At 36.0% G+C, this 25,275-nt stretch carries 24 protein-coding genes and 1 other annotated feature; of the genes, 20 read left to right on the top strand and 4 right to left on the bottom strand.

Annotated elements, in window-relative coordinates; all coding sequences use genetic code 11:
• Window positions 1-46: 46 nt before the first annotated feature.
• Window positions 47-160, bottom strand: a complete 114-nt coding sequence (locus AC4BBX_RS05160; RefSeq protein WP_490455378.1) for a DUF4044 domain-containing protein — start codon at window positions 158-160, stop codon at window positions 47-49.
• Window positions 161-1,225: 1,065 nt separating this feature from the next.
• On the opposite strand from AC4BBX_RS05160, the gene AC4BBX_RS05155 reads away from it, so the two are divergent.
• From AC4BBX_RS05155 to AC4BBX_RS05060, 20 genes are all read left to right on the top strand, one after another.
• Entirely contained in the window at window positions 1,226-1,585 is a 360-nt protein-coding gene (locus tag AC4BBX_RS05155; protein ID WP_490455377.1) for a DUF3397 domain-containing protein, read from the top strand.
• A gap of 181 nt (window positions 1,586-1,766) precedes the next feature.
• A complete protein-coding gene (gene mraZ, locus AC4BBX_RS05150; protein ID WP_490455376.1) occupies window positions 1,767-2,198 on the top strand; it encodes a division/cell wall cluster transcriptional repressor MraZ in 432 nt (143 codons plus the stop codon).
• Window positions 2,199-2,212: 14 nt separating this feature from the next.
• Complete coding sequence (gene rsmH, locus AC4BBX_RS05145) at window positions 2,213-3,169, top strand: 16S rRNA (cytosine(1402)-N(4))-methyltransferase RsmH (protein WP_490455375.1); 957 nt, start codon at window positions 2,213-2,215, stop codon at window positions 3,167-3,169.
• A 5-nt stretch (window positions 3,170-3,174) separates the two neighbouring features.
• A complete protein-coding gene (gene ftsL / locus AC4BBX_RS05140) occupies window positions 3,175-3,582 on the top strand; it encodes a cell division protein FtsL (RefSeq protein ID WP_490455374.1) in 408 nt (135 codons plus the stop codon).
• Window positions 3,583-5,811: a penicillin-binding transpeptidase domain-containing protein gene (locus AC4BBX_RS05135; RefSeq protein ID WP_490455373.1), complete on the top strand. Its 2,229-nt coding sequence runs from the start codon at window positions 3,583-3,585 to the stop codon at window positions 5,809-5,811.
• Between the two features lie 60 nt (window positions 5,812-5,871).
• Window positions 5,872-6,837 (top strand): phospho-N-acetylmuramoyl-pentapeptide-transferase, encoded by a 966-nt coding sequence (gene mraY, locus AC4BBX_RS05130; RefSeq protein ID WP_490455372.1) that lies wholly within the window; start codon window positions 5,872-5,874, stop codon window positions 6,835-6,837.
• 40 nt (window positions 6,838-6,877) lie between these two features.
• Window positions 6,878-8,239 carry a UDP-N-acetylmuramoyl-L-alanine--D-glutamate ligase gene (gene murD, locus AC4BBX_RS05125; protein ID WP_490455371.1) on the top strand — a complete coding sequence of 454 codons (1,362 nt, stop codon included), beginning with the start codon at window positions 6,878-6,880 and terminating at the stop codon, window positions 8,237-8,239.
• A 20-nt stretch (window positions 8,240-8,259) separates the two neighbouring features.
• Window positions 8,260-9,351: an undecaprenyldiphospho-muramoylpentapeptide beta-N-acetylglucosaminyltransferase gene (gene murG, locus AC4BBX_RS05120; RefSeq protein WP_490455370.1), complete on the top strand. Its 1,092-nt coding sequence runs from the start codon at window positions 8,260-8,262 to the stop codon at window positions 9,349-9,351.
• A 124-nt stretch (window positions 9,352-9,475) separates the two neighbouring features.
• Complete coding sequence (locus AC4BBX_RS05115) at window positions 9,476-10,372, top strand: cell division protein FtsQ/DivIB (protein WP_490455369.1); 897 nt, start codon at window positions 9,476-9,478, stop codon at window positions 10,370-10,372.
• Between the two features lie 174 nt (window positions 10,373-10,546).
• A complete protein-coding gene (ftsA, locus tag AC4BBX_RS05110; RefSeq protein ID WP_490455368.1) occupies window positions 10,547-11,872 on the top strand; it encodes a cell division protein FtsA in 1,326 nt (441 codons plus the stop codon).
• Window positions 11,873-11,895: 23 nt separating this feature from the next.
• Window positions 11,896-13,131: a cell division protein FtsZ gene (ftsZ, locus tag AC4BBX_RS05105; protein WP_490455367.1), complete on the top strand. Its 1,236-nt coding sequence runs from the start codon at window positions 11,896-11,898 to the stop codon at window positions 13,129-13,131.
• A gap of 17 nt (window positions 13,132-13,148) precedes the next feature.
• A complete protein-coding gene (locus AC4BBX_RS05100) occupies window positions 13,149-13,823 on the top strand; it encodes a YggS family pyridoxal phosphate-dependent enzyme (protein ID WP_490455366.1) in 675 nt (224 codons plus the stop codon).
• Between the two features lie 15 nt (window positions 13,824-13,838).
• Complete coding sequence (locus AC4BBX_RS05095) at window positions 13,839-14,435, top strand: cell division protein SepF (RefSeq protein WP_490455365.1); 597 nt, start codon at window positions 13,839-13,841, stop codon at window positions 14,433-14,435.
• 48 nt (window positions 14,436-14,483) lie between these two features.
• Entirely contained in the window at window positions 14,484-14,726 is a 243-nt protein-coding gene (locus AC4BBX_RS05090) for a YggT family protein (RefSeq protein WP_490455364.1), read from the top strand.
• 14 nt (window positions 14,727-14,740) lie between these two features.
• Window positions 14,741-15,523 carry a YlmH family RNA-binding protein gene (locus AC4BBX_RS05085; RefSeq protein WP_490455363.1) on the top strand — a complete coding sequence of 261 codons (783 nt, stop codon included), beginning with the start codon at window positions 14,741-14,743 and terminating at the stop codon, window positions 15,521-15,523.
• Window positions 15,524-15,542: 19 nt separating this feature from the next.
• Window positions 15,543-16,223, top strand: coding sequence for a DivIVA domain-containing protein (locus tag AC4BBX_RS05080; RefSeq protein WP_490455362.1), 681 nt, complete (start codon window positions 15,543-15,545; stop codon window positions 16,221-16,223).
• Window positions 16,220-16,434, top strand: a binding site (T-box leader). It overlaps the preceding gene by 4 nt.
• Window positions 16,435-16,499: 65 nt before the next feature.
• Window positions 16,500-19,298: an isoleucine--tRNA ligase gene (ileS, locus tag AC4BBX_RS05075; protein ID WP_490455361.1), complete on the top strand. Its 2,799-nt coding sequence runs from the start codon at window positions 16,500-16,502 to the stop codon at window positions 19,296-19,298.
• A 364-nt stretch (window positions 19,299-19,662) separates the two neighbouring features.
• Window positions 19,663-20,001, top strand: coding sequence for a hypothetical protein (locus AC4BBX_RS05070; protein WP_490455360.1), 339 nt, complete (start codon window positions 19,663-19,665; stop codon window positions 19,999-20,001).
• A 42-nt stretch (window positions 20,002-20,043) separates the two neighbouring features.
• A complete protein-coding gene (locus AC4BBX_RS05065; protein ID WP_490455359.1) occupies window positions 20,044-20,277 on the top strand; it encodes a hypothetical protein in 234 nt (77 codons plus the stop codon).
• A 337-nt stretch (window positions 20,278-20,614) separates the two neighbouring features.
• Window positions 20,615-20,755: a hypothetical protein gene (locus tag AC4BBX_RS05060; protein ID WP_490455358.1), complete on the top strand. Its 141-nt coding sequence runs from the start codon at window positions 20,615-20,617 to the stop codon at window positions 20,753-20,755.
• Between the two features lie 488 nt (window positions 20,756-21,243).
• Here AC4BBX_RS05060 and zwf read toward each other — a convergent pair whose 3' ends face one another.
• From zwf to AC4BBX_RS05045, 3 genes are all read right to left on the bottom strand, one after another.
• Window positions 21,244-22,764: a glucose-6-phosphate dehydrogenase gene (gene zwf, locus AC4BBX_RS05055; RefSeq protein ID WP_490455357.1), complete on the bottom strand. Its 1,521-nt coding sequence runs from the start codon at window positions 22,762-22,764 to the stop codon at window positions 21,244-21,246.
• A 57-nt stretch (window positions 22,765-22,821) separates the two neighbouring features.
• Window positions 22,822-23,493, bottom strand: coding sequence for a transcriptional regulator EfaR (gene efaR, locus AC4BBX_RS05050; protein WP_490455356.1), 672 nt, complete (start codon window positions 23,491-23,493; stop codon window positions 22,822-22,824).
• A 223-nt stretch (window positions 23,494-23,716) separates the two neighbouring features.
• Window positions 23,717-24,952, bottom strand: a complete 1,236-nt coding sequence (locus tag AC4BBX_RS05045; RefSeq protein ID WP_490455355.1) for an aminopeptidase — start codon at window positions 24,950-24,952, stop codon at window positions 23,717-23,719.
• Window positions 24,953-25,275 lie beyond the last annotated feature (323 nt).

Genomic DNA, 25,275 nt, shown 5'->3' with positions numbered 1-25,275 from the left:
TCGGATGTTTCTTAAATTACTTATATCATAGCTTCGTTTTTTTATTTTATCCTAATGCTGAAAGGGCACCTAAAATGGCTGTTCCAATCGTTACGATTAACATAGTCCAAATAACTACTTTGGTGATTCGTTTAAAAGTTGAAGATTTCTTTTCATTCATTTTTTGCTACATCCTTTTTTAATTGATAGTGTTAGTGTACAACCATAATTGAAATAACTCAAGACTTCAGAACGAAAATTCAAATATTCTTCTAATTATTTGTTACTATTTACAGTTACTTTTTTAATTCATACGCTACACTACGTAACGAAGACTGCTTTTGTCGACCGTGGGACAAACTGGATCCAGTAGTCTCCAGTCTGCCAAACTTCAAACTGTAACTAATCGCTGCGCTAAGTTACAGTACCAAGTAGGTATTTTTCATCATCTACTCTGTCTTGCTACGCAAGCCAATCGTAGTGATTTAAAACAGTTCACATTGACTCCTTTTCAAGGTGACAACGCAGCTTTCGTTGTTGCTAGATAGCTGTCAATATTTCTGTAGGTTAAATAGGTAATTACGTACATTAAAAATAATTACAGAACTGAATGTAATAGGTAACATCTGTCAATCAACCTACAGTGTAACGAAGAGCGAGGCTTGCGTTGTCGCCATGTCAAGAATTCAATGTGAACAACGCGCAGTTGCCAATTGATTGGCTTACTGTGCGTGAGAAGCTTGAAAGCTCCGAGACTACAGGCTTGGAGCGGTTCCTGGCTGACCTAAGCAAGCCTCTCTCGCAATGAAGCGTCAAGTTTACCGTGAGTAGTAACAATTATTTAGTTATTACCTAAAAAATAGGAGGAAAATACTAGGCTTCTCTTTGAAAAATTCATTCCAAGAGATTTTAAGTTTTATCTCTTTACACATTAGGATTGATTTTGGAATTTCGTTTTGAAACTTTTAACTTCTAGTTGGTTTTGACTGAAAATAGTAATAAAAAGCTTATAAATTCAGAAAAAGACTTTCAAAATAGAAGCCTTAAATGTAGAATGTTTTAAGAGTTTTCTTATTTTTAGTGAGAAAGCTGCATAGTTTTTACCAAAGAAAACACATTTGAGAGAAAAACTGGAAAAGTTTTCTTATTACCTAGGTGAAAGGCACTAAATTTTAAGAAAACTGAAACATCTATGTAATGAAGATACAGTATAGTAATCCTAGTTGTAGAGAAAGGAATTAATGGTATGTCAACATTTTCGCCGATGATTTTATTTTGGTATATTTTCCCAGTTGTTGCATTTTTTGCAGCAAGATTTTTAGTCTCAGTATTTTCGCTGAACACTCGTTTTCGTATAAAGGCCCCAGACTTAGCCGTGCCATTACTACTTTATGGTGTACATAAACTATCACAGGCGACTTTGGTGGGGTCAATCATTCCGTATTTCTTTCTTTCTTTATTTTCTTTAGGGATAGGCTTGGCATTCTTTCAAGCTTATTTTTATGATGAAATCAAATATGGAAGATATTTAAAAATGTATTGGCGCTCAGTGTTCCTCTTAACCGTGTTATTATATGCTGTTTTGATTGTTGTGAGTTTTTTATAAAGTGCGTCAAATTTCATCTTAAAGTTTTTTAAAAAACTTTTAAAAGCTGTGGAATCCCTGTCATTCGCTAAAGGTAAAAAAAAGTCAAAAAACTTGAATCCTATTTCTATATAAATTGTGGTAGAAAGTGGGGGATTGTGGTAGACTGTGTTTATCAGGTGGCGACTGGAGGGGTTTGTCGATGTTTATGGGAGAATTTCAACATTCAATCGATGCAAAAGGCCGACTTATCGTACCATCCAAACTTCGAGAAAAACTCGGTGAAAAGTTTGTGGTGACACGAGGGTTAGATGGCTGTTTATTTGGTTACCCTTTACCTGAATGGGAAAAATTAGAAGGAAAGTTAAATGAAATGCCCCTTGCTAAGAAAGATGCAAGGACGTTTGTTCGTTTCTTTTATTCCGCTGCCACTGAATGTGAAATTGATAAACAAGGAAGAATTAACATTCCAAACACTTTACGTAATCATGCGAATTTACAAAAAAGCTGTGTGATTATTGGTGTTTCAAATCGAATTGAGATTTGGGATGAAGAACGATGGAATGAATTTTCAAATGAAGCTGAAGAGAATTTTGATGAGATAGCTGAAACAATGATTGATTTTGGCTTATAGAAAGAGGCAAACAAATGGCAGTGTTTCAACATTATACCGTAATGAAAAAAGAAACGGTTGATGGTTTGAACATCAAACCTAATGGGGTTTACGTGGACTGTACTCTTGGTGGGGCAGGTCATAGTGAATATATATTGCAACAACTTAACGAAGACGGACACTTATATGCCTTTGACCAAGATCAAAGAGCTATTGATTTTGCTAGTGAACGCTTAGCCGCCTTTGTTGACCGAGGTCAAGTGACCTTTATTAAAAGAAATTTTAGACATTTAAAAGAAGAATTAAATCAATTAGGTATTACCGAGGTGGATGGAATTATTTATGACCTAGGTGTTTCCTCACCGCAGTTAGATGAAGCTGAACGTGGTTTTAGTTATCATCAAGATGCACCGTTAGATATGCGTATGGATCAGTCAGCACCTTTGTCTGCTTATGAAGTAGTAAATGACTATGAATATCATGAACTAGTGAAAATTTTCTTTCGATACGGAGAAGAAAAATTTTCTAAGCAGATAGCTAGAGAAATTGAACGTGTACGCCAAGTAAATCCAATCCGAACAACTGCTGAGTTGGTAGAAGTAATCAAAACGGCAATTCCCGCACCGGCAAGACGTAAGGGCGGACATCCTGCCAAACGTGTCTTCCAAGCGATTCGAATTGCAGTTAATGATGAGTTGGGTGTGGTAGAAGACTCTTTAGAGCAAGCAATTGATCTATTGGATAAAGATGGAAGAATCAGTGTGATTACTTTCCATTCTTTAGAAGATCGTATTGTGAAAAGTATGTTTAAAGAGTACAGCACGATGAAAGATTTACCACCGGGCTTACCAATTATTCCGGAAGAATTTCAACCAGAATTGAAAGTAATTACAAGAAAACCAATTCTTCCGTCTGAAGAAGAATTATCAGAAAACAATCGATCTCGCAGTGCAAAATTGCGGATTGCTGAGAAAGTTAAAGGAAAGGAGTAAAGCAGATGGCAGAATTGAAAGTAAATGATATTCCATATGAAATAGAAGAAGAGACGATTTCATCTATCGGTAATGAGCCGGCTTATACTCCTGAACGCCCAAATGTTGTAGTTGTTCCTTTATCTCCAGCACGTAAGCTGAACCGAATTACTCGGATAGAAAAAATTATTGCTACCTCATTGGTAGGTCTATTAATCATTTTAGGATTATCAATGATTAGTTTGCGAACCAATATCAGTCAATTGGAAAATGATATTTCTATTCTTCAAAATGAGGTCACTGCAAACGAAGCAGAAATCGTTCAATTAGAACAAGAACGAAATGAACTTTCAAGAAATGAAAGAATTCAACAAATTGCTGAAGACAAAGGATTATCCGTAAATAGTGATAATTTAAGGAAAGTGAAGAAGTAAATGCGAACAATAGAAAAATTCAAGCAGTACTTAAAAAAGAAAAATTTATCTACAATGAACAATCGCAAAAAAGTAGGAATTATTCTCTTTACTACGAGTATTGGATTGTTCTTTTTGTTTGTCGCGCGATTGAGCTATATTGTCATTGTGGGACAAGTTGCAGGAGAATCATTAGAAGTTAGAACACAAAACTTATACCAAGGTAGTCAGATTGTCAATGCGAAACGTGGCGGCATTTACGACCGTAATGGTGTAGCTATTACCGAAGATGCCACTTCATATACCCTTTACGCTGTTTTAAATGAATCTTATGTAACTGGTAGTGGCGATAATCAAAAAAACTTATATGCAGAAGAAGAAAATTTTAATACTTTAGCTGATATTATCGTGGACGTTTTAGGTGAACGTGCGGATAAAAAAAGTATTCTAGCCGTTTTACAACAAGGTGCAGAAGATCAATTGTGGCAGGTAAACATACCAAATGCCCGTAACATCACTTTACAGGAAAGTCAAGCTATTCAAGAAGCAATGGATCAAAGAGAAATTGCAGGACTGTATTTTGATGACCATCCTTCAAGAATATATCCAAATGGGGTTTTCTCTTCACATTTAATTGGATATGCCGATGTTGAAGTGGACGAAGAGACTAAACGCGAAGAACTAATTGGTAAAATGGGGATTGAACAAGCCTATGAAGATGTGTTACGAGGGAAAGACGGCAAAGTGATTTTCCAAAAAGACCGTTATCAAAATCCTTTACCAGGGACGGTTGCTGAGTCAGACCCAGCAGAAGATGGACAAGATATCTATACAACGCTTGATAGTCGTTTACAAAACTATTCGGAAGCTTTGATGGATGAGGCATGGGAAGAGACAGAAGCTGAAGATTTAACCATGGTTATGATGAAAGCAAAAACGGGAGAAATTGTGGCGATGTCTCAACGACCAACTTTTAACCCAGAGTCTAAAGAAGAAGGATTCAGCGAGGAAAATTTTTTATGGCAAAATCTTTTCATCGAGGATAGTTATGAACCTGGATCAACGATGAAAATGTTCACTGTAGCAGCTGCGATTGATCAAGGTGTATTTAATCCGAATGAAACATATAGTACGCAAGAATTAATGGTCATAGATACACCGATTAATGATTGGGATTTAGGAGCAACTCACGCTACTTTAAGTATGCGCAACGCATTGTCTTGGTCAAGTAATATTGGAATGGTTAAGTTAGAACAAAAAATGCCAGAACGTTGGCAAAGATATTTAGAAGAGTTTGGTTTTGGTCGTAGTACCTATTCAGGCTTGTGGTCTGAACATACAGGGAACTTACCAGAGGATAATATTGTTAGTAGATCGATGACGTCATTTGGTCAAGCTATAGGTGTATCTCAATTTCAAATGCTTCAAGCAATGACAGCTATTGGAAACGATGGTGTGATGGTGAAACCACAATTTGTTAAAAAAATTGTGAATCCAACAACTGGAGAAGAATTAGTTACTCAAACGGAAGTTGTCGGAAATCCAATCTCAGCTGAAGCTGCAAAAACTGTGCGAGAATATATGCGAGATACTGTAGAAAGCGAATCTTATGGAACAGCTTATGGAGTTTATGAACTACCAGATTACAATATTTCAGTAAAAACAGGAACAGCCGAAATGGCGAGTGATGGTAACTATTCAGAGAACGATTATCTTTACTCAGTCGTTTCTATGTTTCCTTCAGAGGATCCAGAATACATTTTATATATAACTTTAAAACGACCTCAAGAGCAAGTGGCTAGCCGGATTTTTCAAATGATTGCTAATCCGTTAATGAAACGAGCGATGGATTTATACGATGTGGATATGATTGAACAGACATCAGAAGTTAGTACTGAAATGGTTTCAATCCAAGACTATCGTAACTTAGAAACGACTGCAGCAGCAGAGGATGCCAATCGAAGAGGTTTAGCTGTGACTGTTGTTGGAGATGGAGAGTTAATTAAAAGTCAATCAACACCTAATGGTCGACAGGTGATGCCAGGTACGCGTTTAATTTTATTAACAGATAGTGAGCAATACTATATGCCAGATTTGACTGGGTGGTCTAAAGCTGACTTGGTGAAATTTGGTGAATTACTAAATATAGAAGTTTTATTTGAAGGTGAAGGGTACTGTGTGGGTCAAAACATCGAACCTTACGAATTGATCACCGATGAGGCGATCACCTTCACTTTAGACGGAAATTAATGATGATATGGATTTTGTTTTATTAAAAATGAAATCCCTAAATTGAAGAGGAGAACAACTATGGAATGGACAAAAATGATTTTACCGATTGCCAGTAGTTTTGCAATAACGGTTACTACTATGCCTAAATTTATTGCGTATTTTCAAATGAAGAAATATGGGCAAGAAATTCGTGAAGAGGGACCTGAATGGCACAATGTTAAAGCGGGTACTCCAACCATGGGCGGTTTAGTTTTCTTAGTAGCTTCAATTATTACTGCAATTTGGGTAGGTGTTTGGCAAAATCAACTGACGCCATCCATCTTGATTCTTTTGTTTATTTTGATGCTATATGGCACATTGGGTTTTTTAGATGATTTTATTAAAATCTTTAAGAAACGCAATATGGGGTTAACTTCTTTACAAAAGCTAATTGGGCAAATTGTCGGTGGGATAATTTTTTACATCGTGTATTTAATTGAAGGAAACCAAAATGTGTTAAATATTTTTGGGTATTCTTTACCTCTTTCCTACCTATATGGAGTGTTTGCTTTATTTTGGTTAGTTGGATTTTCTAATGCAGTTAATTTGACGGATGGTATTGACGGTCTTGTTTCAGGTCTAGCAACGATTTCCTTTGGGACCTACGCAATTATTGCATGGCATCAAAATCAAATTGACGTACTTATTTTATGTCTAAGTGTGATTGGCGGATTAGTTGGTTTCTTTATTTTTAATCATAAACCAGCCAAAATTTTTATGGGTGATGTGGGTTCACTAGCTTTGGGCGGATTATTAGCAGCTATTTCTATTTTATTAAAACAAGAATGGACGTTGTTATTAATCGGGTTGGTTTATGTAATTGAGACAGCTAGTGTTATTCTACAAGTGACTTCATTCAAATTAACTGGAAAACGAATTTTCAAGATGTCTCCGATTCATCACCATTTTGAAATAAGTGGATGGACTGAATGGAAAATTGATAGTGTTTTTTGGTTAGTTGCTTTGATTTGTTCAGCCGTAACCTTATTCATTTATTTTCTATAAAATATAGTATTTAACAGATAATCCGTGGGAGATGAACGCAATGAAAAAAATTGTTGATTATAAAAATAAAAAAATTCTAGTTTTAGGATTAGCAAAAAGCGGATTTAGTGCGGCCAAATTGTTACATGATTTGGGCGCACTTGTTACGGTTAATGACGGAAAACCCTTTGAAGATAATCCAGAAGCACAAGATTTACTAGCTTTAGGTGTAAAAGTGGTCACAGGAAGTCATCCAATTGAATTATTGGATGAAGATTTTTCTTTGATTGTTAAAAATCCGGGAATTCCTTATTCTCAGCCATTAGTGCAAAAAGCTTTGGAGAAAAAAATTCCTGTCCTAACTGAAGTGGAATTAGCTTATCAAATATCAGAAGCGCCAATCATTGGAATTACTGGTACAAATGGTAAAACCACTACCACCACAATGATTGAACGAATACTTAACACAGGTCTTTCTGAAGGCAAAGCATATCTTTCTGGAAATATCGGTTTTCCAGCTAGTTCGGTCGCTCAAGAAGTCTCGAAAAAGGACTGCTTGGTTATGGAACTATCTAGTTTTCAGTTAATGGGAATCGAGACTTTCCATCCTAAAATAGCTGTCATAACTAACTTGTATGAGGCTCATTTGGACTATCATGGGACTCGTGAAGAATATGTAGGCGCAAAATGGCATATTCAAGAAAATATGACAGAAGAAGATTCTATCGTGTTAAACTGGAATCAAGAGGAAGTACAAAAATTAGCTGAGACAACCAAAGCAAAAATCATTCCTTTTTCAACGAATGGACAAGTGGATGGCGCTTATCTCTTAGATGGAAACTTGTATTTTAAAAATGAATTTATCCTATCTGCCACTGAGTTGGGTGTACCAGGAAATCATAATATTGAAAATGCCTTAGCTGCTATTGCAGTGGCGAGAGTATGGGGTATTGAAAAAGAGGCTATCGCACAAGCATTAAAACAATTTTCAGGTGTACCTCATCGAACCCAATATGTTGAAAAAATAGCGGGGGTCACTTTCTTCAACGATTCTAAAGCGACCAATAGTTTAGCTACTGAGATGGCGTTAGGTGGTTTTGACCATTCCAAACTAATCTTATTAGCAGGTGGGTTAGATCGTGGAAATGGCTTTGACGAATTAGTTCCTTCTTTAGAGGGAATAAAAGCGATCATTTTATTTGGCGAAACCAAATATAAATTAGAAGAAGCGGCTAAAGAAGCAGGAATCACAACTATTCGCTTAACTGAAAATGTAGAGACTGCCGTACCCATTGCTTTTGAATTAGGTGAAGAAGGAGACACAATTTTATTGTCTCCAGCTAATGCGAGTTGGGATCAGTACCCTAATTTCGAAGTTCGAGGCGAACGTTATATCGCTGCGATTCAAGCATTGAAAAAATAAAAAAGAACGAGGGAAACACAATGAAAGTTTTAGTCACCGGTGGGGGAACGGGAGGACATATTTATCCAGCTTTAGCATTTGTTAAATACGTACAAGAAACTGTGCCTAATTCTAGTTTTTTGTATGTTGGAGCAACTAGAGGCTTGGAAAATAAGATTCTACCTACGACAGACATCCCTTTTAAAACATTAGAAATCCAAGGATTTAAAAGAAGCTTAAGTTTAGATAATCTAAAAACGATTCAATTATTTTTAAAAAGTATTAGTAGCGCCAAAAAGATTTTAAAAGAATTTCAACCAGACGTGGTAATAGGTACTGGGGGGTATGTATCCGGAGCGGTTGTTTACGCGGCAGCTAAGATGAACATTCCTACAATTGTTCATGAACAAAACAGTGTTCCTGGAATTACCAATAAATTTTTAGCTAGATATGTTGATAAAGTAGCTGTGGCTTTTAAAGATGCAGAAAAATATTTTCCTAAAAATAAAACAGTTTTAGTGGGAAATCCTAGAGCACAGGAAGTTGTCGGCATAAAAGAATCAACAATTTTATCAGAATACAATTTGAAACCTAATGTAAAAACGGTCTTAATTTTTGGAGGAAGTCAGGGAGCATTAAAAATTAATCAAGCAGTGATTGAAGCTATCCCCGAATTCTCCAAAAAAGACTATCAAGTTTTATATGCTTCTGGGGAAAGATATTATCAAGAAATTGAAGAATCAATTGGTATGACTAAAGATGCTTTTTCAAATATTAGTATTCAACCGTATATTGATCAAATGATGGAAGTCATGGTAAATTGTGATTTATTAATTGGTCGAGCGGGAGCAACTTCTATTGCTGAATTTACTGGTTTAGGTTTGCCAGCTATTTTGATTCCTAGTCCTTATGTAACAAATGATCATCAAACGAAAAATGCGGAAAGTTTAGTTCACGCAGGGGCTGTCAAGATGATAGCAGATAATCAATTAACTGCAGAAAAATTAGTTGCTGCAGTTGATGAAATCATGGATAATGAAACACTACGTCAAGAGATGGCGGATGCATCGAAAGGACAAGGGATTCCAGATGCTTCTGAACGTTTGTTTAAACTTGTAACAAATCTAATCTAAAAAATGAAAGGAGGCGACTGTTATTAGTACGAAAGAAGGTTCAAATACGCCGGAACAAGATGAGAATTTAACTCCTTGGCAAAGAGAACATCGACTATACTTAGAAAAAAATGAACAAAAAATATTGGAAGAAAATGAACAGGAAGAACTATTCGATTCGGAAGAAATAGAAGAATTAGAAGAATCGGTGGATTCAGAAGAAGTTGAACCAAAGGTGGATGTTTCTAATGATACAAAACGAATTTCTTTTGCGGATCGTCTCCCTAAATTAAAAGAATATCGAAATAAAAAATTAATTCGACAACTAATTTTAATTACAAGTTTATTTATAGTCCCAATTTTGGCCACTTTGTATTATATTTCACCATTGAATAAATTGTCGGAAGTACTTATTGAGGGAAACCAAAAAGTTGATTCAGGCTTCATTTTTGAAACTTCTGGCTTACAAATTGATGAACAAATTTGGCCACAATATTTTAATCGAGATATCGCGATTCAGAATATAAAAGAGCAATCGCCTCGGGTAAAGACAGTAAGCATACGTGTAACTCGCTTGAATAAGTTAGAGATTACAATTGCTGAACATGAAGAAGTGGCATTGTTGGTTCGTGGAAATCAATATTTACCTATTTTGGATAACGGAAAAATTATTGATGAACCACAGAGTAATGGAGATCAAGAAAAAGTAATCATGGAAAGCTTTACCAGTGAAAAGAAAATCTTAGAAACTTTAGAAGCCTATAACCAACTTTCTTCGGAAATTCAAAAAGGAATTTCACAAGTGAAGTTTGCTGGAACAGAAACAAATAATCAACTATTAAATCTGTTTATGAATGACGGCAACCAAGTAATTGTAAATATTAGTAATTTGGCTAGCCAGATGCAGTATTATCCTCAAGTTGCTAAAGAGTTGAATGAAAAAGGCGTGGTAGATATGGAAGTTGGTATATTTACTTATCCATATTCAAGTGTTGATTCAAGCACGGAAAATACTGAAAATGAAGAAGAAGAGGCTCAATAACAGAAAGAAATAAATTTTTAATCTTTTTGTCACATATTTTTTGTCAAGTTCTTTCTCAAATGAGCGAAACTATGGTAAAATTGGTAGCAGTGAACAAATGATTCAATATATAACTAAATACGTACAAAATACGTTCGAGGTATATGGAAACTAAGGTAGGAGGGAACCCCATCCATGGCAAAAACAGGAATGTATGTTGGCCTAGACATCGGCACAACATCAGTAAAAGTGGTTGTAGCTGAATACGTAGAAAGCCAAATGAACATTATTGGTGTAGGAAACGCTAAATCAGAAGGAATTAATCGTGGAATCGTTGTAGATATTGACAAAACAGTTCAAGCAATTCAAAGAGCGGTTCGTCAAGCAGAAGAAAAAGCAGGTATTCAAATTCGAAACGTCAATGTTGGTGTCCCAGCAAATCTTTTAGAAGTTGAAAATTGCCAAGGGATGATTGCAGTTAGTAGCGAATCAAAAGAAATTACGAATGAAGATGTTCGTAATGTCGCTTCTGCAGCATTGGTTCGTTCTATTCCACCTGAAAGACAAATTATTACAATTATGCCTCAGGAATTTACAGTAGATGGATTTGAAGGAATTAAAGATCCTCGTGGAATGATTGGTGTTCGTTTAGAAATGTTAGGATTAGTCTATACTGGTCCGAAAACAATCATCCACAATATTCGTAAGTGTGTGGAAAAAGCAGGCTTACAATTAAATGAAATGGTTATTACACCACTTGCACTGACAGAAACTATTTTATCTGATGGTGAAAAAGATTTTGGAACAACAGTCATTGATATCGGTGGTGGACAAACAACTGTTGCTGTGATGCATGACAAACAATTGAAATTTACTCATGTAAATCAAGAAGGTGGAGAATTCGTTACAAAAGATATCTCTACAGTTTTGAATACATCTTTCAATAATGCAGAAGCACTAAAAATCAATTACGGTGATGCTTATCCAGGAAGAACATCAGCAAGCGAAGAATTTCCAGTTGATGTAATCGGGAAATCTGAACCAGTTAAAATTGATGAGCGTTACTTATCAGAAGTCATTGAAGCTCGTATGGATCAAATCTTTGGAAAAGTCAAAGATGTTCTAGATGATATTGAAGCTTTAGATTTACCTGGTGGTGTCGTGTTGACAGGTGGAGCAGCAAGTCTTCCTGGTGTAGTAGATTTAGCACAGGATGTCTTTGGAGTGAATGTAAAACTTCATGTACCAAATCATATGGGATTACGTAATCCAGTCTTCACAAATGTGATTAGTATTGTTGATTATACAGCGAATTTAAGTGAAGTTTATCAATTAGCTAAAAGTGCTGTAACTGGCGAAAAAGCCAATTTGGATCGACAAGCAGCTGTACAACAAGAACCTACGTATGAGCAACCTCGATACGAAGAAGAAACTGCTGCTTATCAAGAACCAGCTTCAGAAGAACAGGGAGAAGGAATCTCAAGTAAAGTTAGAAACTTTTTCTCTAACATTTTTGACTAAAAAACTCAGGAGGAATACAAACTATGGAATTTTCAATTGATAATAATGTCAATGACGGCGCAGTAATTAAAGTTATTGGTGTCGGCGGTGGCGGTGGAAACGCTGTGAACCGTATGATTGAAGAAAACGTAAAAGGCGTAGAATTTATTGCCGTAAATACAGATGTTCAAGCATTAAAAAATTCAAAAGCAGAAACAGTTATCCAATTAGGCCCTAAATACACACGTGGTTTAGGTGCCGGTTCTCAACCAGAAGTTGGTCAAAAAGCTGCCGAAGAAAGCGAAGAATTTATTCGCGAATCTTTACAAGGCGCTGATATGGTCTTTATCACTGCTGGTATGGGAGGCGGAACAGGAACAGGAGCTGCACCAATCGTTGCAAGTATTGCAAAAGATTTAGGCGCATTAACTGTGGGTGTTGTTACTCGTCCATTTACTTTTGAAGGACCAAAACGTGGTCGCTTTGCTGCAGAGGGTATTGCACAATTAAAAGAAAATGTGGATACATTGTTGATTATCTCTAACAACCGTTTATTGGAAGTTGTTGATAAGAAAACTCCAATGTTAGAAGCTTTCCGTGAAGCTGACAACGTGTTAAGACAAGGGGTTCAAGGTATTTCTGATTTAATTACTGCACCAGGTTACGTTAACTTGGACTTTGCTGATGTGAAAACAGTAATGGAAAATAAAGGAACTGCCTTAATGGGAATTGGTGTTGCTAGTGGTGAAGAACGTGTCATCGAAGCAACGAAAAAAGCAATCTCTTCTCCATTGTTAGAAACTTCTATCGATGGTGCAGAGCAAGTATTGTTAAATATCACGGGTGGATTAGATATGACATTGTTTGAAGCACAAGATGCTTCTGATATTGTTGCTAGTGCAGCTGCTGGTGATGTGAATATCATTTTAGGTACTTCAATCAATGAAGAACTTGGAGATGAAATTCGTGTAACAGTTATTGCAACTGGAATTGACCCATCAAAGCGTGAAAACAGATCTTCACGTGCTCGTCAAAACCAAGTACAAACACCCCAACAAAAGCCAGTTTTTGAAATGGATCAAGTAAAACCTGCTCAAACTGAAGATACAACGGCTTTTGGTGATTGGGATATTCGTAAAGAACAAAATGTACGACAAAGAGTGGAAGAACCTCAGTTTGAATCTATCGAGAAAAAGGAGTTTGATACTTTCAACCGTGAAGAATCAAAACCAAATGACGATGAATTAAACACACCACCGTTTTTCCGTCGTAAAAGATAAAGAGGGGGACAGAGTACATGATTTCTGAGAACTTGCGAGAGATAGAGCAAGAGCTGCGGGATTCTTGTGCTCTTGTTTCTCGTCAGCGAGAAGAAGTAACTTTGATTGCTGTCACCAAAACTGTGGATTTTGAGACCACCATGGAGTTAGTCAATCAAGGAGTGACCCATTTAGCAGAAAATAGAATGGAAAAATTCTTAGAAAAAAAAGAAAGAATGGCTGATATTTCTAATGTTTCTTGGCATTTTATTGGTAATTTGCAACGGAGAAAGGTAAAATCAGTTATAAATGAAATTGACTATTTTCATGCACTAGATAGTCTGAAATTAGCAAATGAAATCCAAAAACGTGCAAACAAAAAAATTAAATGTTTTGTTGAGGTCAATGTCTCAGGCGAGATAAGTAAACAAGGAATTACTCCTAATGAATTAGAGAGTTTTATTGAAGAAATAGGGACGTTGGACCAAATCGTTATTGTTGGATTAATGACAATGGCTCCATATGACTCAACAGTAAGTGAACAACACCATGTGTTTGCTCGCTTAAAAGAGCTTCAAGAAAAAATAGCAATTAAAAATTTACCTTATGCACCTTGTAAAGAAACTAGTATGGGAATGTCAAATGATTTTTCGATAGCCATTCAAGAGGGTGCGACCTTCGTAAGAATTGGAACAGCATTATTTAAAGAGTAAAGGGGGGGCTAACCCATGTCAATTTTCGCAAAAGTACAAACTTTTTTTGGACTAGAAGATGAAGAATATTTTGAAGAACCAGTCGTTCAGCCTCAACCTAGAGTACAACGACCAGTTTCACAATCACAAGAACGATCCACTTTTAGTCCTAGAAGAGAGCAACCAGTTCAAAATACAGTTGCTAAGGAGACGGTAAGTAGACCAATGGCTGACCCTACTCGTCAACGGACAGAACAGCAACGTGTAGCTAGACCGGAATCACAAACACAGTCAACACGTGAAAAGGTTATTGCAATGAAATCTTCTAATAATAAACAAACAGCTACAGCCACATCAATCACAAATAAAATAATGATTATTCAACCTAGAGTGTATTCAGAAGCAATGAATATTGCCAAGCATGTTATGAGTGGAGAATCAGTACTTGTTAATTTTCATTTAATTGAAGAGCATCAAGCACGTAGAATCGTTGATTTTCTAACTGGAACAGTGTACGCTGAAGATGGGGATATCAAACGAGTTGCTGATGAGATTTTCTTATGCACACCAAAAGGAATTGAAATCGATGGTACGGCACAATCTTTAGTGGATAGCAACTTTTTCGATGTATAATCATAAGAGGAGGATAAGCCTATCTTTTTAGTCAATCTGATACAATTATTGGATAGAGCAGTCTATCTGTACACAGTTTTATTAGTAGTTTATGCTTTGATGTCTTGGTTTCCAGGAGGATACCAATCATCTTTTGGGAAATTTCTAAGTAAAGTATGTGAACCATATTTGAGTTTGTTTGATCATCTTAATTTATCAATTGGGATGATGAACTTTAATATTGCGTTTGCTATTCTGGTTTTACAATTAGCATCAAGAGCATTGTTTAGAATCATTTTTATGCTTCTATAATGGAGGGGAAATCGATGAATGCGAATGTATATCAGCATTTTCGACCCGATGAACGTCCTTTTATTGATACTGTAGAAGATTGGATTGAACAAGTAACGATGCAATATGCACCTTTACTTACAGAATTTTTGGATCCAAGACAAGCGTATATTTTAGAAACACTTGTCAGGCAAAATACAGATTTAAAATTTCAATTTTTCGGTGGGTATGAGGCGGCAGAAAGAACACGTTGCCTAGTTTTTCCTGATTACTACCAACCCACTCAAGATGAATTTGATATCGTATTATACGATATTAATTATCCGAAAAAGTTCACAAATTTGAGTCACGGTAAAGTACTGGGAACGCTGGTCGGTTCTGGAGTAAAACGTGAAATGTTTGGGGATATTATTTCCGATGGTGAAAATTGGCAAGTTTTTGTGGCAGAAGAAGTCCATAATTATGTGGAAATGCAAGTTACAAAAATGGGAAATGTGACTGTTCGTTTGAAAAAACAAGATTATACCAAAATTTTGATCCCTAAAGATGGATGGACAGAAGAACGAACAACTGTGAGTTCTTTACGCTTAGATACAGTTATTTCAAGTGTTTTTAATATTTCTCGTCAGCGCTCAAAACAATTGATTGAATCCGGAAAGATTAAAATCAACTGGACGGAAAATATACGTCCTGATTTTATGTTGGATATTCTGGATATTATTTCTGTCCGCGGATTTGGAAGAATTCAAATTCAAGGAATTGAAGGAACAACAAAAAAAGAAAAAATACGTTTGTTATTGGGTGTTTTACGTAAATAATCAAAAGAGGTGAATGAAAATGGCATTAACTCCATTAGATATTCAAAATAAAACGTTCCCTGTAAAAATGAGAGGGTACGAAAAAGACGAAGTAGATGATTTTCTAGATTTAATCGTAAGAGATTACGAAGATGCAGTTCAAAAAAATCGTGAATTAGAAAAAGCACTTCGTCATGCAGAAGAAAAACTAGAATACTTCAATGAATTAAAAGATGCATTAAATCAATCAATTATTGTGGCTCAAGATACAGCAGATAAAGTAAAAACTAGTGCAAGTAAAGAATCCGAAGTTATCGTGACTTCTGCACAAAATAAAGCAGATGAATTAGTTGCAACTGCGGAAAAACGTGCCTATGCTTTAACGACAACTGCAGAAGAAAAAGCCAAAGAAATTCTTGAAGCTGCAACTGAAAATGCTCGTCAACTAGCTACAGAAACAAATGATTTGAAGAAGAAAACTAGAGTCTTCCATAATAACTTATCTGTAATGTTACAAGCGCAATTAGAGCAAGTCAAAAGTCCAGAATGGGAAGAAATTTTAGCACCTTTCTCAAGTTATGTACAAGATAGTCACCAAGTTATTCGTGAAGTTTTATCAAAAGAACTTGACAATGAAAATGAATCTGAAGTAAACTCAGAGTCAGTTGTGTCTGTGGTTGAAGCAGACGAAAAGCTTGTTGAAGTATCTGAAGAAGAATAAACGATATCAAGTAGAACAGAAAAGCTTTATGTATTTTTCAAGCGAATCGGGGATAGTGGAAGCCCGAAAAAACCCTGCAGAAGCTAGATCCTCTACGTATCTTGATTTTGAATAAAGTAAAAATCAACGGCTAATCTCGTTATTGATTACTAGAGGAAAACAAATTTTGTTTTTAAACTTTGGGTGGTACCACGACACGTTCGTCCCTATTTATAGGGAGGAGCGTTTTTTTTATCGCTCAAATTAAAAGTACAATGGAAGAAGGAGCAAGCAAACATGAAAATGAAAGAGACACTACATCTTGGGAAAACTGCTTTTCCAATGCGTGGAAATTTACCAAATCGTGAAGGCGAATGGCAAAAAGAATGGCATGAAAAAGATATTTATGGTCAACGTCAAAAGCTAAATGAAGGCAAACCAACCTTTGTTTTGCATGATGGGCCTCCTTATGCAAACGGAAATATCCATATCGGTCATTCATTGAATAAAATTAGTAAAGATATTATCATCCGCTCAAAATCAATGTCAGGTTTCCGTTCACCTTATGTTCCTGGTTGGGATACACATGGTCTACCGATTGAGCAAGTTTTGACGAACAAAGGAATCAAACGTAAAGAAATGTCTATGGCAGAATATCGCCAAAAATGTTATGACTATGCTTTGACTCAAGTAGATACACAACGTGAAGATTTTAAACGTTTAGGTGTAGCTGGAGATTGGGAAAATCCTTATATTACATTAACTCCTGATTATGAAGCTGCTGAAATCCGTGTATTTGGTAAAATGGCTGAAAAAGGCTATATTTACAAAGGTCTTAAACCCATCTATTGGTCACCATCAAGTGAATCCTCTTTAGCTGAAGCTGAGATTGAATATAAAGATGTGAAATCACCATCTATTTATGTTGCTTTTAAAGTGGCAGACGGTAAAGATTTATTAAATGAAGATACTTCATTTGTGATTTGGACAACGACCCCTTGGACGTTACCAGCTAACTTGGGAATCTCTGTAAATCCCGATTATACTTATGTTCAAATCGAAGCAGATGGCCGTAAATTTGTGGTTGCCAAAGATTTATTAGAAACAGTTCAAAATGCAATTGGTTGGGAATCAGTAGAAGTATTACAAGAACTAGCCGGAAGCCAACTAGAAAACATGACTGGTCACCATCCGTTTTACGATCGTACCTCTTTAGTAATGCTAGGAGATCACGTAACACTTGATGCGGGTACTGGTTTGGTCCATACAGCACCTGGACACGGGGAAGATGACTACATCGTTAGCAAAAGATATGGATTAGATGTTATTTCTCCTGTGGATAGTCGTGGTTGCTTTACAGATGAAGCTCCTGGTTTTGAAGGAATCTTTTATGATAAAGCCAATCCAATGATTACCGACTTATTAACAGAAAAGGATGCTTTGTTGAAACTGGACTTCTTCACACATAGTTATCCACATGATTGGCGTACGAAAAAACCAGTCATCTACCGTGCAACACCACAATGGTTTGCATCTATCGATAAATTCCGTCAAGATATTCTAGACGAAATTGAAAAAGTTGATTGGATTATTCCTTGGGGGAAAACACGTTTATACAACATGATTCGTGACCGTGGCGACTGGGTAATTTCTCGTCAACGTGCTTGGGGTGTACCATTGCCAGTTTTCTATGCAGAAAATGGCGAAGTTATTATGACTCCAGAAACAGTGGAACATGTGGCTCAATTATTTGGTGAATTTGGTTCGAATGTTTGGTTTGAACGTGAAGCCAAGGATTTACTACCAGAAGGATTTACCCACCCTGGATCTCCTAATGGTGAATTTACGAAAGAAACAGATATCATGGATGTTTGGTTTGACTCAGGTTCTTCTCATGAAGCTGTTTTACGTCAAAGAGAAGATCTAACTTTCCCAGCGGATATGTATTTGGAGGGTTCTGACCAATATCGTGGTTGGTTTAACTCAAGTATCACAACAAGTGTCGCAATTAATGGCGTCGCTCCTTACAAGGCTGTTTTATCCCAAGGTTTTGCCTTGGATGGAGAAGGTCGTAAGATGAGTAAATCATTAGGTAACACGATTGTTCCAAGTAAAGTAATTAATCAAATGGGTGCCGATATTTTACGTCTATGGGTAAGTAGTGTCGACTATGAATCAGATGTTCGTGTATCAATGGACATTCTTAATCAAGTATCTGAAGTTTATCGTAAAATTCGTAATACCATGCGTTTCCTTTTAGCCAATACATCTGATTTTGATCCAAAAACAGATGGAGTCGGTTTTGATGATTTACGTTCTGTTGATAAATACATGACCGTTCGTTTAAACCAAGTGATTAAAGAGATTCGTGAAAATGGTTATGAAAAGTATAACTTCTTGCATATTTATCGTACCGTAATGAATTTCTTAACGGTTGAATTGTCTTCTTTCTATTTAGATTTTGCTAAAGATGTTGTTTATATCGAGTCAGAGGATGATTACCAACGTCGCTGCATGCAAACTGTCTTTTATCAAGCAGCAGTTACTTTATCTAAGTTATTGACACCAATTATTCCTCATACTTCTGAAGAAATTTGGGCACACTTAAAAGAAGAAGAGGAATATGTACAATTAGCTGAATTCCCAGCTTATCAAGAGTATCCAAATCAAACAGAATTGTTAGATACTTGGACAGCCTTTATGGACTTCCGTGATGATGTCTTAAAAGCGTTGGAAGTTGCTCGTAACGAGAAATTGATTGGTAAGTCTTTAGAAGCGAAAGTAACTATCTATCCTACAGAACCTTTGGCTACTTTGTTAACGGCTGTAGATACTGATTTAGCACAATTACTAATTGTATCTCCAGATTTCTTTGAAGTGAAAGCTGTCGGTACAGAAGTGCCTACAAATGCACAACAATTTGAAAATGGGGCAATTTTAGTCGAAAAAGCAGACGGAGAAGTTTGTGATCGTTGCCGCCAAGTGAAAAATAGCGTGGGTTCAAATGAAGCATTACCAACTCTATGCTCACATTGTGCAGAAATTGTTGAAAAAGAATTTCCTGAAGCGGTAGCTGAAGGTTTTGAAACAAAATAATAGATGAACCTGAGAGAGGGCTAAAACCTATCTTTCAGGTTTTTTGTTTTAAGAAAAACGTTGCTATTCATAGCAAATAATAACAAATTTGACACTTCACTGTGAGAAGCTTACTTAGGTCAGCCAGGAATCGCTCCAGTTGGTCCCTGACCGACAAAAGCAGAATTCGTTGTGCAGTGTAGCGAAGAGATTAGAAAGATAATTGTGAATGGTAACAAAAAAAGTAAAAATAGTATTTTTTTTGTCAAAAAATGATTGATAAATGGTAAAAATTGGTGTTCCTATTGTTTCCAAATTTTCACTAACTTATACTTAAAGTAGAAGATAAAATGTGCATAGATTAATAGCGATGAGGAGTGTTTTTATGAAAAAGTTTTTTCTCAGTTTAGTGTTTATATTGCTAGGAATGACTCTGTTGATGACTATCTATTTATTTGCTACAGGAGAAATACGTTTTTATGAAACATTTCGAATGGGTGGCGAAGTTAGTGGCTATTTTGGTAAAAAATCAACGCTTTTAGAAGATGAAGAGCATTTAGATCAAGTGTTTCAAGAATTGTCAGAGGAATTTGTTGGACAATCTGTTTATTTTACATTACTGAATGTATCTAATAATGCTATTTTGGCCATTGTCGAAGATCCCAATCAAACTTCTTATTACGATTATTATCGTTACGATGGAACTAGATTTTTTCCAAGATGAGAAAAAGAGAGACCTTACAAAAATTCAGATTCTGTAGATCGTTTGGAGGTAAGTGAAGTTCCAGTTGATGGACTTATCGAATTTTACCGTAAAATATCAAACTATCTTGAAGAAGGAAAATATGAATTAGATAAAAAAAGACCCATTCAAATTTCAGTGAGATTTGATAAATTTGTTGATGATGGGCTTCTTAGTTCAAATGTCAGCGGTGAGCGCCAAGACTTCAAATTTGAAGCCGACTTTGAGGGGAACAACTTCACTGGTGAGACTAATTAAAGGTGTGAAAAACTTTCTAAAAGAGAGGGCTAGTATATGAAGAAATGGCTAGCTGGATTTATTGCTATTAGCAATACTAGTTGGAGGATACTTTTTTGTTCAATCCGGGAAGATTGTTTACTATGAGACACGGCACACGGGAAATCAAAGTTCAGGATACTTTGGCAAAAAGTCAGCACTGTAAGCAGACCAAGAGGAATTAGAACAAATTTTCTTGATTTAGAAGAAAAACTTAGCAGTCAGCCATTTCGTGTTCTTGCTTTTACGATCAATAATCGTTGGGTTAATGTGGTAATTCAAGACCCCACTGAACTCACTTATTTTGACGACTATCGATATGATGGAACGAGTTTTTAAAGGAGAGCCCTATAAAGAAGGAACTGAGGCTGAAACAATTGATTTTAGTGAATTAAAGGTAGATGGTTTTTATAAATTTTATCAGCAAATTATTGATTATCTAAAAAATGGAAATGATTAAGTAGAAGAGGACAATCTAATTCAGATTAGTGTCGTGATTCCTGTGGATGGAGCTAGCCCTTACTTACGAAGTTGGGTCTCTGGTATACGAAAAGGTTTTAGTTTTAAGCAGATTTTTCAGGAAATAATTTCGTAAAAGAAGATTAATTGAAATATGTTACTATTCACAGTTACTTTTCTAATCCATAGGCTACACTACACAACGAAGAGAGAGGCTTGCGTTGTCGCCACGTTAAGAATTCAATGTGAAGAACGCACAGCTGTCAATTGATTGGTTACTGGGCGTGTGAAGCTTAAAAGCTCCAAGACTACAGGCTTGGAGCGGTTCCGGGCTGACCTAAGCAAGCCATTCTCGCAGTGAAGCGTCAAGTTTGCCGTGAATAGTAACTGAAAAATAACTGTAATCAGTAGAAAGCCCAGTGCGATTGTTGAATGGATATAAAAAAATGAGGGAGTAACCATAATGGTTTCTCTCTCATTTTTTTCGTTTTATGACAATAAATCTCGTTTACGATACCATTCATCAGGTGTCCAAATCCACTCAAAGCCGTCATTTTCAAGTAAGTCATAAGCTTCTTGTGGACCCATAGTCCCTGCTTGATATTGAGGGACTGGTGAATCATCATCATCCCAAGCGTGGCGAATAACATCCACTACACGCCATGATTGAGCGACTTCATCCCAATGAGTAAAGTTCGTACCATCACCATTTAAGGCATCCAGCATCAATTTCTCATAGGCTTCTGGTGTGTTTTCAATGATTTCTGTACTGTTACGATGTTCTAAACGAATCGGTAACATATTAAATCCTTGACCAACCTCTTTTCCATTTAAGGAAAGAGAGAAGCCTTCTGTTGGTTGAATATAGATAGATAGAACATTTGGTGCTAGGTTTTTTTGTTTACAAGAACCACCAACAGAATCTTTGAAAACGTTGATTGGGACTTGTTTAAAGACGATATTGATTCGTGTCCCTTTTTCAGTTAGACGTTTACCTGTACGAACGTAAAAAGGAACTCCAGACCAACGGAAATTATCAATTAGGAATTTTCCAGCAACAAAGGTTTCTGTTTTTGATTCTGGATCAACGTTCATTTCTTCTTTATACCCTGTAAATTCTTTGCCATCTAAAGTACCTGCGCTATATTGACCACGAATAAAGTTTGCGGAAGCTTCTTCAGGAGTATAAACACGTAAGGCATCCAGAGCTTTGATTTTTTCAGAACGAATGCCTTTTTCAGAAAAGGCAACAGGAGGTTCCATAGCTAATAGAGATAAGATTTGTAGAATATGGTTTTGCACCATATCTTTTAGCGCACCACTCTTATCATAGTAACCACCGCGTTCTTCCACACCTAAATCTTCAGCGATATTAATTTGAATATTATCAATGTGACGATTGCTCCATAGAGATTCAAAAATATTATTTGCAAAACGAATCGCTGAAATGTTTTGAATCATTTCTTTGCCTAAATAATGATCGATACGATAGATATCTTCTTCTTCAAAAACATCGGCAATTTCTTGATTTAATTGAGCTGCAGTTTCATAATCTGTACCAAATGGTTTCTCAATAATTACACGGTGATACCCTTTGACATCTAGCATTCCTTGAGATTTTAAATGTGCCACAATTGTTCCAAAGAAATTTGGAGACATTGCTAGATAGAAAAGACGATTGCCTTCAATTTGATATTTTTCATCTAGTTCGTCAGCTAAGTTTTTTAAAGTATCATAATGTTCCGTGTCTTGGACGTCATGAGATTGATAGTAGAAGTGAGAAGCAAAAGTTTCGGCTTCTTCTTCACTTGGATTTAAACTAGCAATTGTTTCTTTGACAATATCACGGTAAGTCTCGTTCGTCCATGGACGACGTGCTGTTCCAATTATAGAAAACGATTCAACCAAGTCGCCTTTTTTGTATAATCGAAACAATGAGGGATATAGCTTTCTTTGTGCTAAATCACCTGTACCACCAAATATAGTAATCAATACCTTTTTCTCGCTCATTTGATTCACTCCTAATTCATTTCTAGTGTAATAAAATTTCGTCACCTATCTAATCTATCAATTCGTTTCGACTTTCGACTCTGACAACTGATCAACAAAAATAGTACTAGCCGCTTTGAAGCTGACGGCAATTTGCTTTTCTGCATTTTGAATCGTGATGGGTCCTTCATAAGGAGCAACTTCCACAATTTGATATTCTTCATGAAGTTTTAAATCAATAGATACTAAGTAATCTAAGAGTTCTTTTTCATCCAATACTCTCGCAATTTTGATTTTGGTTCCTTCAGAATAATGACTTAACGTTTCACGTTTTATTTCGTGGATAACTTGCTTTTCTTTAGGGATAATCCCACCATGAGGACAATGTTCTGGATGATTGAGATACTCTTCCAGTCGTTCGGCTAAAACGTCAGAAGTAACATGTTCTAGAACCTCAGCATCATCATGGACTTCATTCCAAGAATAATTTAAATGTTCTACTAAGAAAACCTCCCAAAGACGATGTCGTCGAATAAGAGAACTAGCTTTTTTGTGACCAGCCTCAGTAAGCTGCACACCTTGATAAGGAGTGTGTTGGACTAAACCTTCTTTTAAAAGTTTGGAAATCATTTCGCTGACAGAGGCGGCAGAAATAGACAAGCCTGATACAATTTGTTTGTTATTTATTTTTTTTTGATCTCCGCCAAGCTCTAAGATTAATTTTAGATAATCTTCACGATTCGGTGTCATTCTAAATCATTCCTTCCATATGAAGTAAATTTTATCAAAATTTTGACAATTTTACTATGCAAAATGATTGATAAATGAAGAAAACTTTTAAATAGTTTAAGAAAATGAAATGTGGCTAAAAAATGGTTTTGGGAATCCAATATAGAATTTTTGAAAGGGGTGTTAAAAAGGAATGTGACTGACTCGTCACATTCCTTCACAATTGAGTAACAAAAATTTTGTTTTAAGCCCAATCACCATTTCTAAAAATTGGCACACGGCTACCATCTTTACGGATGCCATCGATGTTCATTTCTGCAGAACCTACCATAAAGTCTACATGGGTTTGACTACGGTTTATACCAGCAGCAATTAATTCTTCTTCAGACATTTCCGTTCCACCTTGTAAGTTAAAGGCGTAAGCTGAACCGAAAGCTAAATGATTCGAAGCATTTTCATCAAATAAAGTGTTGAAGAAAATAATGCCTGACTGAGAAATTGGTGAAGGATCTGGAACTAAAGCAACTTCACCTAAATGTTTAGCACCTTCATCGGTGTCTAACAATTTGCCAAGAACTTCTTCTCCTTGTTCAGCAGAAAAATCAACGACTTTTCCGTCTTTGAAGGTAAATTTCATACCAGAGATGATGTTACCCGCATAACTTAAAGGTTTTGTACTAGAGATGAATCCATCTACACGACGGCTATCAGGAGCAGTGAATACTTCTTCTGTCGGCATGTTTGCCATGAATTTTTCTCCACGGACATTAAAGCTACCTGCACCTTCCCATAAATGATTTTCTGGAAGACCAATTGTCAAATCAGTACCTGGAGCTGTGTAATGCAGGGAGTCAAATTGTTCACTATTTAATTCATCTGCTTTAGCTTGTAAAGTTTGATCGTGTTTTTTCCATGCAGCAATTGGATCTTCTGAATAGACACGAGTTGTTTTAAAGATTTGATCCCATAAAGCATCTTGAGCTTCTGCAGCTGATAAATCAGGAAAGACTTTTTTAGCCCATTCTGTACCTGAAGCTGCCGCCACTACCCAGCTGACTTTGTTTGATTGAGTCGCAATACGTAGGTTATGCATCGCTTTACCAGAAGCTAATTGATAAGCCGCCACACGTTCAGCATCTACACCTGCTAAAGAGCCTGGATCAGAGGATACAACACTAATACGACTTGCGCCTTTTTCAATCCAATCATCCACTTGATCGATTTTATGTTGAGGAATATTTTTCAAACGATCGTCTGCTGCGTGAGATAAAAATTCTTTTTGAACAATATCATCCGTCCATTGAACAATTACTTCTGCAGCACCTAATTCATAAGCTTTTTGCGTGATTAAGCGAGCTAAAGGGGCTTGCTCTACACTAATAGTTAAAACAACTGTATGTGAGTCTTGAACGTTGACTCCAACTTCTGCAATTAGTTGTGCATATTTTTCAAGATTTGTATCAAAATTTTCTAGTACCATGTACAAGTTCCTCCTAAATAGTTTAACAAAGTTATCTAAAATCCTTTGAAAAACCTGATAATAAGTCTGTTATTATAATAACACTAACTAAATTTCAAAACAAATAGAAGAGAGAATAGGGATATGAAATAAAAACGACTATTTATCGGTAAAATGATTTTTTTTTAAATCTAAAGAAGGACAGGGAAATGACTGAAAGATTTTATTTCACTTATTTGGCTTTAAAATGTAATAAATAAAGATAAAATGTTTTTTTATTTTAAAAGATTAGGAGTGCTAATTTGAATTCTTTTGAAAACATGGTAAAATAAGGACAATGAGTG

It is taken from the genome of Enterococcus sp. AMC1157, from assembly GCF_058216555.1.
Note: the sequence above shows the minus strand (reverse complement) of the source record. Positions and strands in the feature narration are given on the sequence as shown.

Coding starts and splice junctions, on each gene's coding strand:
- AC4BBX_RS05095 (WP_490455365.1), top strand. CDS start 13,839: ATGTCAATTTTCGCAAAAGTACAAACTTTTTTTGGACTAGAAGATGAA.
- ileS (WP_490455361.1), top strand. CDS start 16,500: ATGAAAATGAAAGAGACACTACATCTTGGGAAAACTGCTTTTCCAATG.
- AC4BBX_RS05135 (WP_490455373.1), top strand. CDS start 3,583: ATGCGAACAATAGAAAAATTCAAGCAGTACTTAAAAAAGAAAAATTTA.
- ftsA (WP_490455368.1), top strand. CDS start 10,547: ATGGCAAAAACAGGAATGTATGTTGGCCTAGACATCGGCACAACATCA.
- ftsZ (WP_490455367.1), top strand. CDS start 11,896: ATGGAATTTTCAATTGATAATAATGTCAATGACGGCGCAGTAATTAAA.
- efaR (WP_490455356.1), bottom strand. CDS start 23,493: ATGACACCGAATCGTGAAGATTATCTAAAATTAATCTTAGAGCTTGGC.
- AC4BBX_RS05060 (WP_490455358.1), top strand. CDS start 20,615: ATGATGGAACGAGTTTTTAAAGGAGAGCCCTATAAAGAAGGAACTGAG.
- AC4BBX_RS05085 (WP_490455363.1), top strand. CDS start 14,741: ATGAATGCGAATGTATATCAGCATTTTCGACCCGATGAACGTCCTTTT.
- murD (WP_490455371.1), top strand. CDS start 6,878: ATGAAAAAAATTGTTGATTATAAAAATAAAAAAATTCTAGTTTTAGGA.
- AC4BBX_RS05160 (WP_490455378.1), bottom strand. CDS start 160: ATGAATGAAAAGAAATCTTCAACTTTTAAACGAATCACCAAAGTAGTT.
- mraY (WP_490455372.1), top strand. CDS start 5,872: ATGGAATGGACAAAAATGATTTTACCGATTGCCAGTAGTTTTGCAATA.
- murG (WP_490455370.1), top strand. CDS start 8,260: ATGAAAGTTTTAGTCACCGGTGGGGGAACGGGAGGACATATTTATCCA.
- AC4BBX_RS05100 (WP_490455366.1), top strand. CDS start 13,149: ATGATTTCTGAGAACTTGCGAGAGATAGAGCAAGAGCTGCGGGATTCT.
- AC4BBX_RS05070 (WP_490455360.1), top strand. CDS start 19,663: ATGAAAAAGTTTTTTCTCAGTTTAGTGTTTATATTGCTAGGAATGACT.
- rsmH (WP_490455375.1), top strand. CDS start 2,213: ATGGCAGTGTTTCAACATTATACCGTAATGAAAAAAGAAACGGTTGAT.
- mraZ (WP_490455376.1), top strand. CDS start 1,767: ATGTTTATGGGAGAATTTCAACATTCAATCGATGCAAAAGGCCGACTT.
- AC4BBX_RS05045 (WP_490455355.1), bottom strand. CDS start 24,952: ATGGTACTAGAAAATTTTGATACAAATCTTGAAAAATATGCACAACTA.
- ftsL (WP_490455374.1), top strand. CDS start 3,175: ATGGCAGAATTGAAAGTAAATGATATTCCATATGAAATAGAAGAAGAG.
- AC4BBX_RS05155 (WP_490455377.1), top strand. CDS start 1,226: ATGTCAACATTTTCGCCGATGATTTTATTTTGGTATATTTTCCCAGTT.
- AC4BBX_RS05080 (WP_490455362.1), top strand. CDS start 15,543: ATGGCATTAACTCCATTAGATATTCAAAATAAAACGTTCCCTGTAAAA.
- zwf (WP_490455357.1), bottom strand. CDS start 22,764: ATGAGCGAGAAAAAGGTATTGATTACTATATTTGGTGGTACAGGTGAT.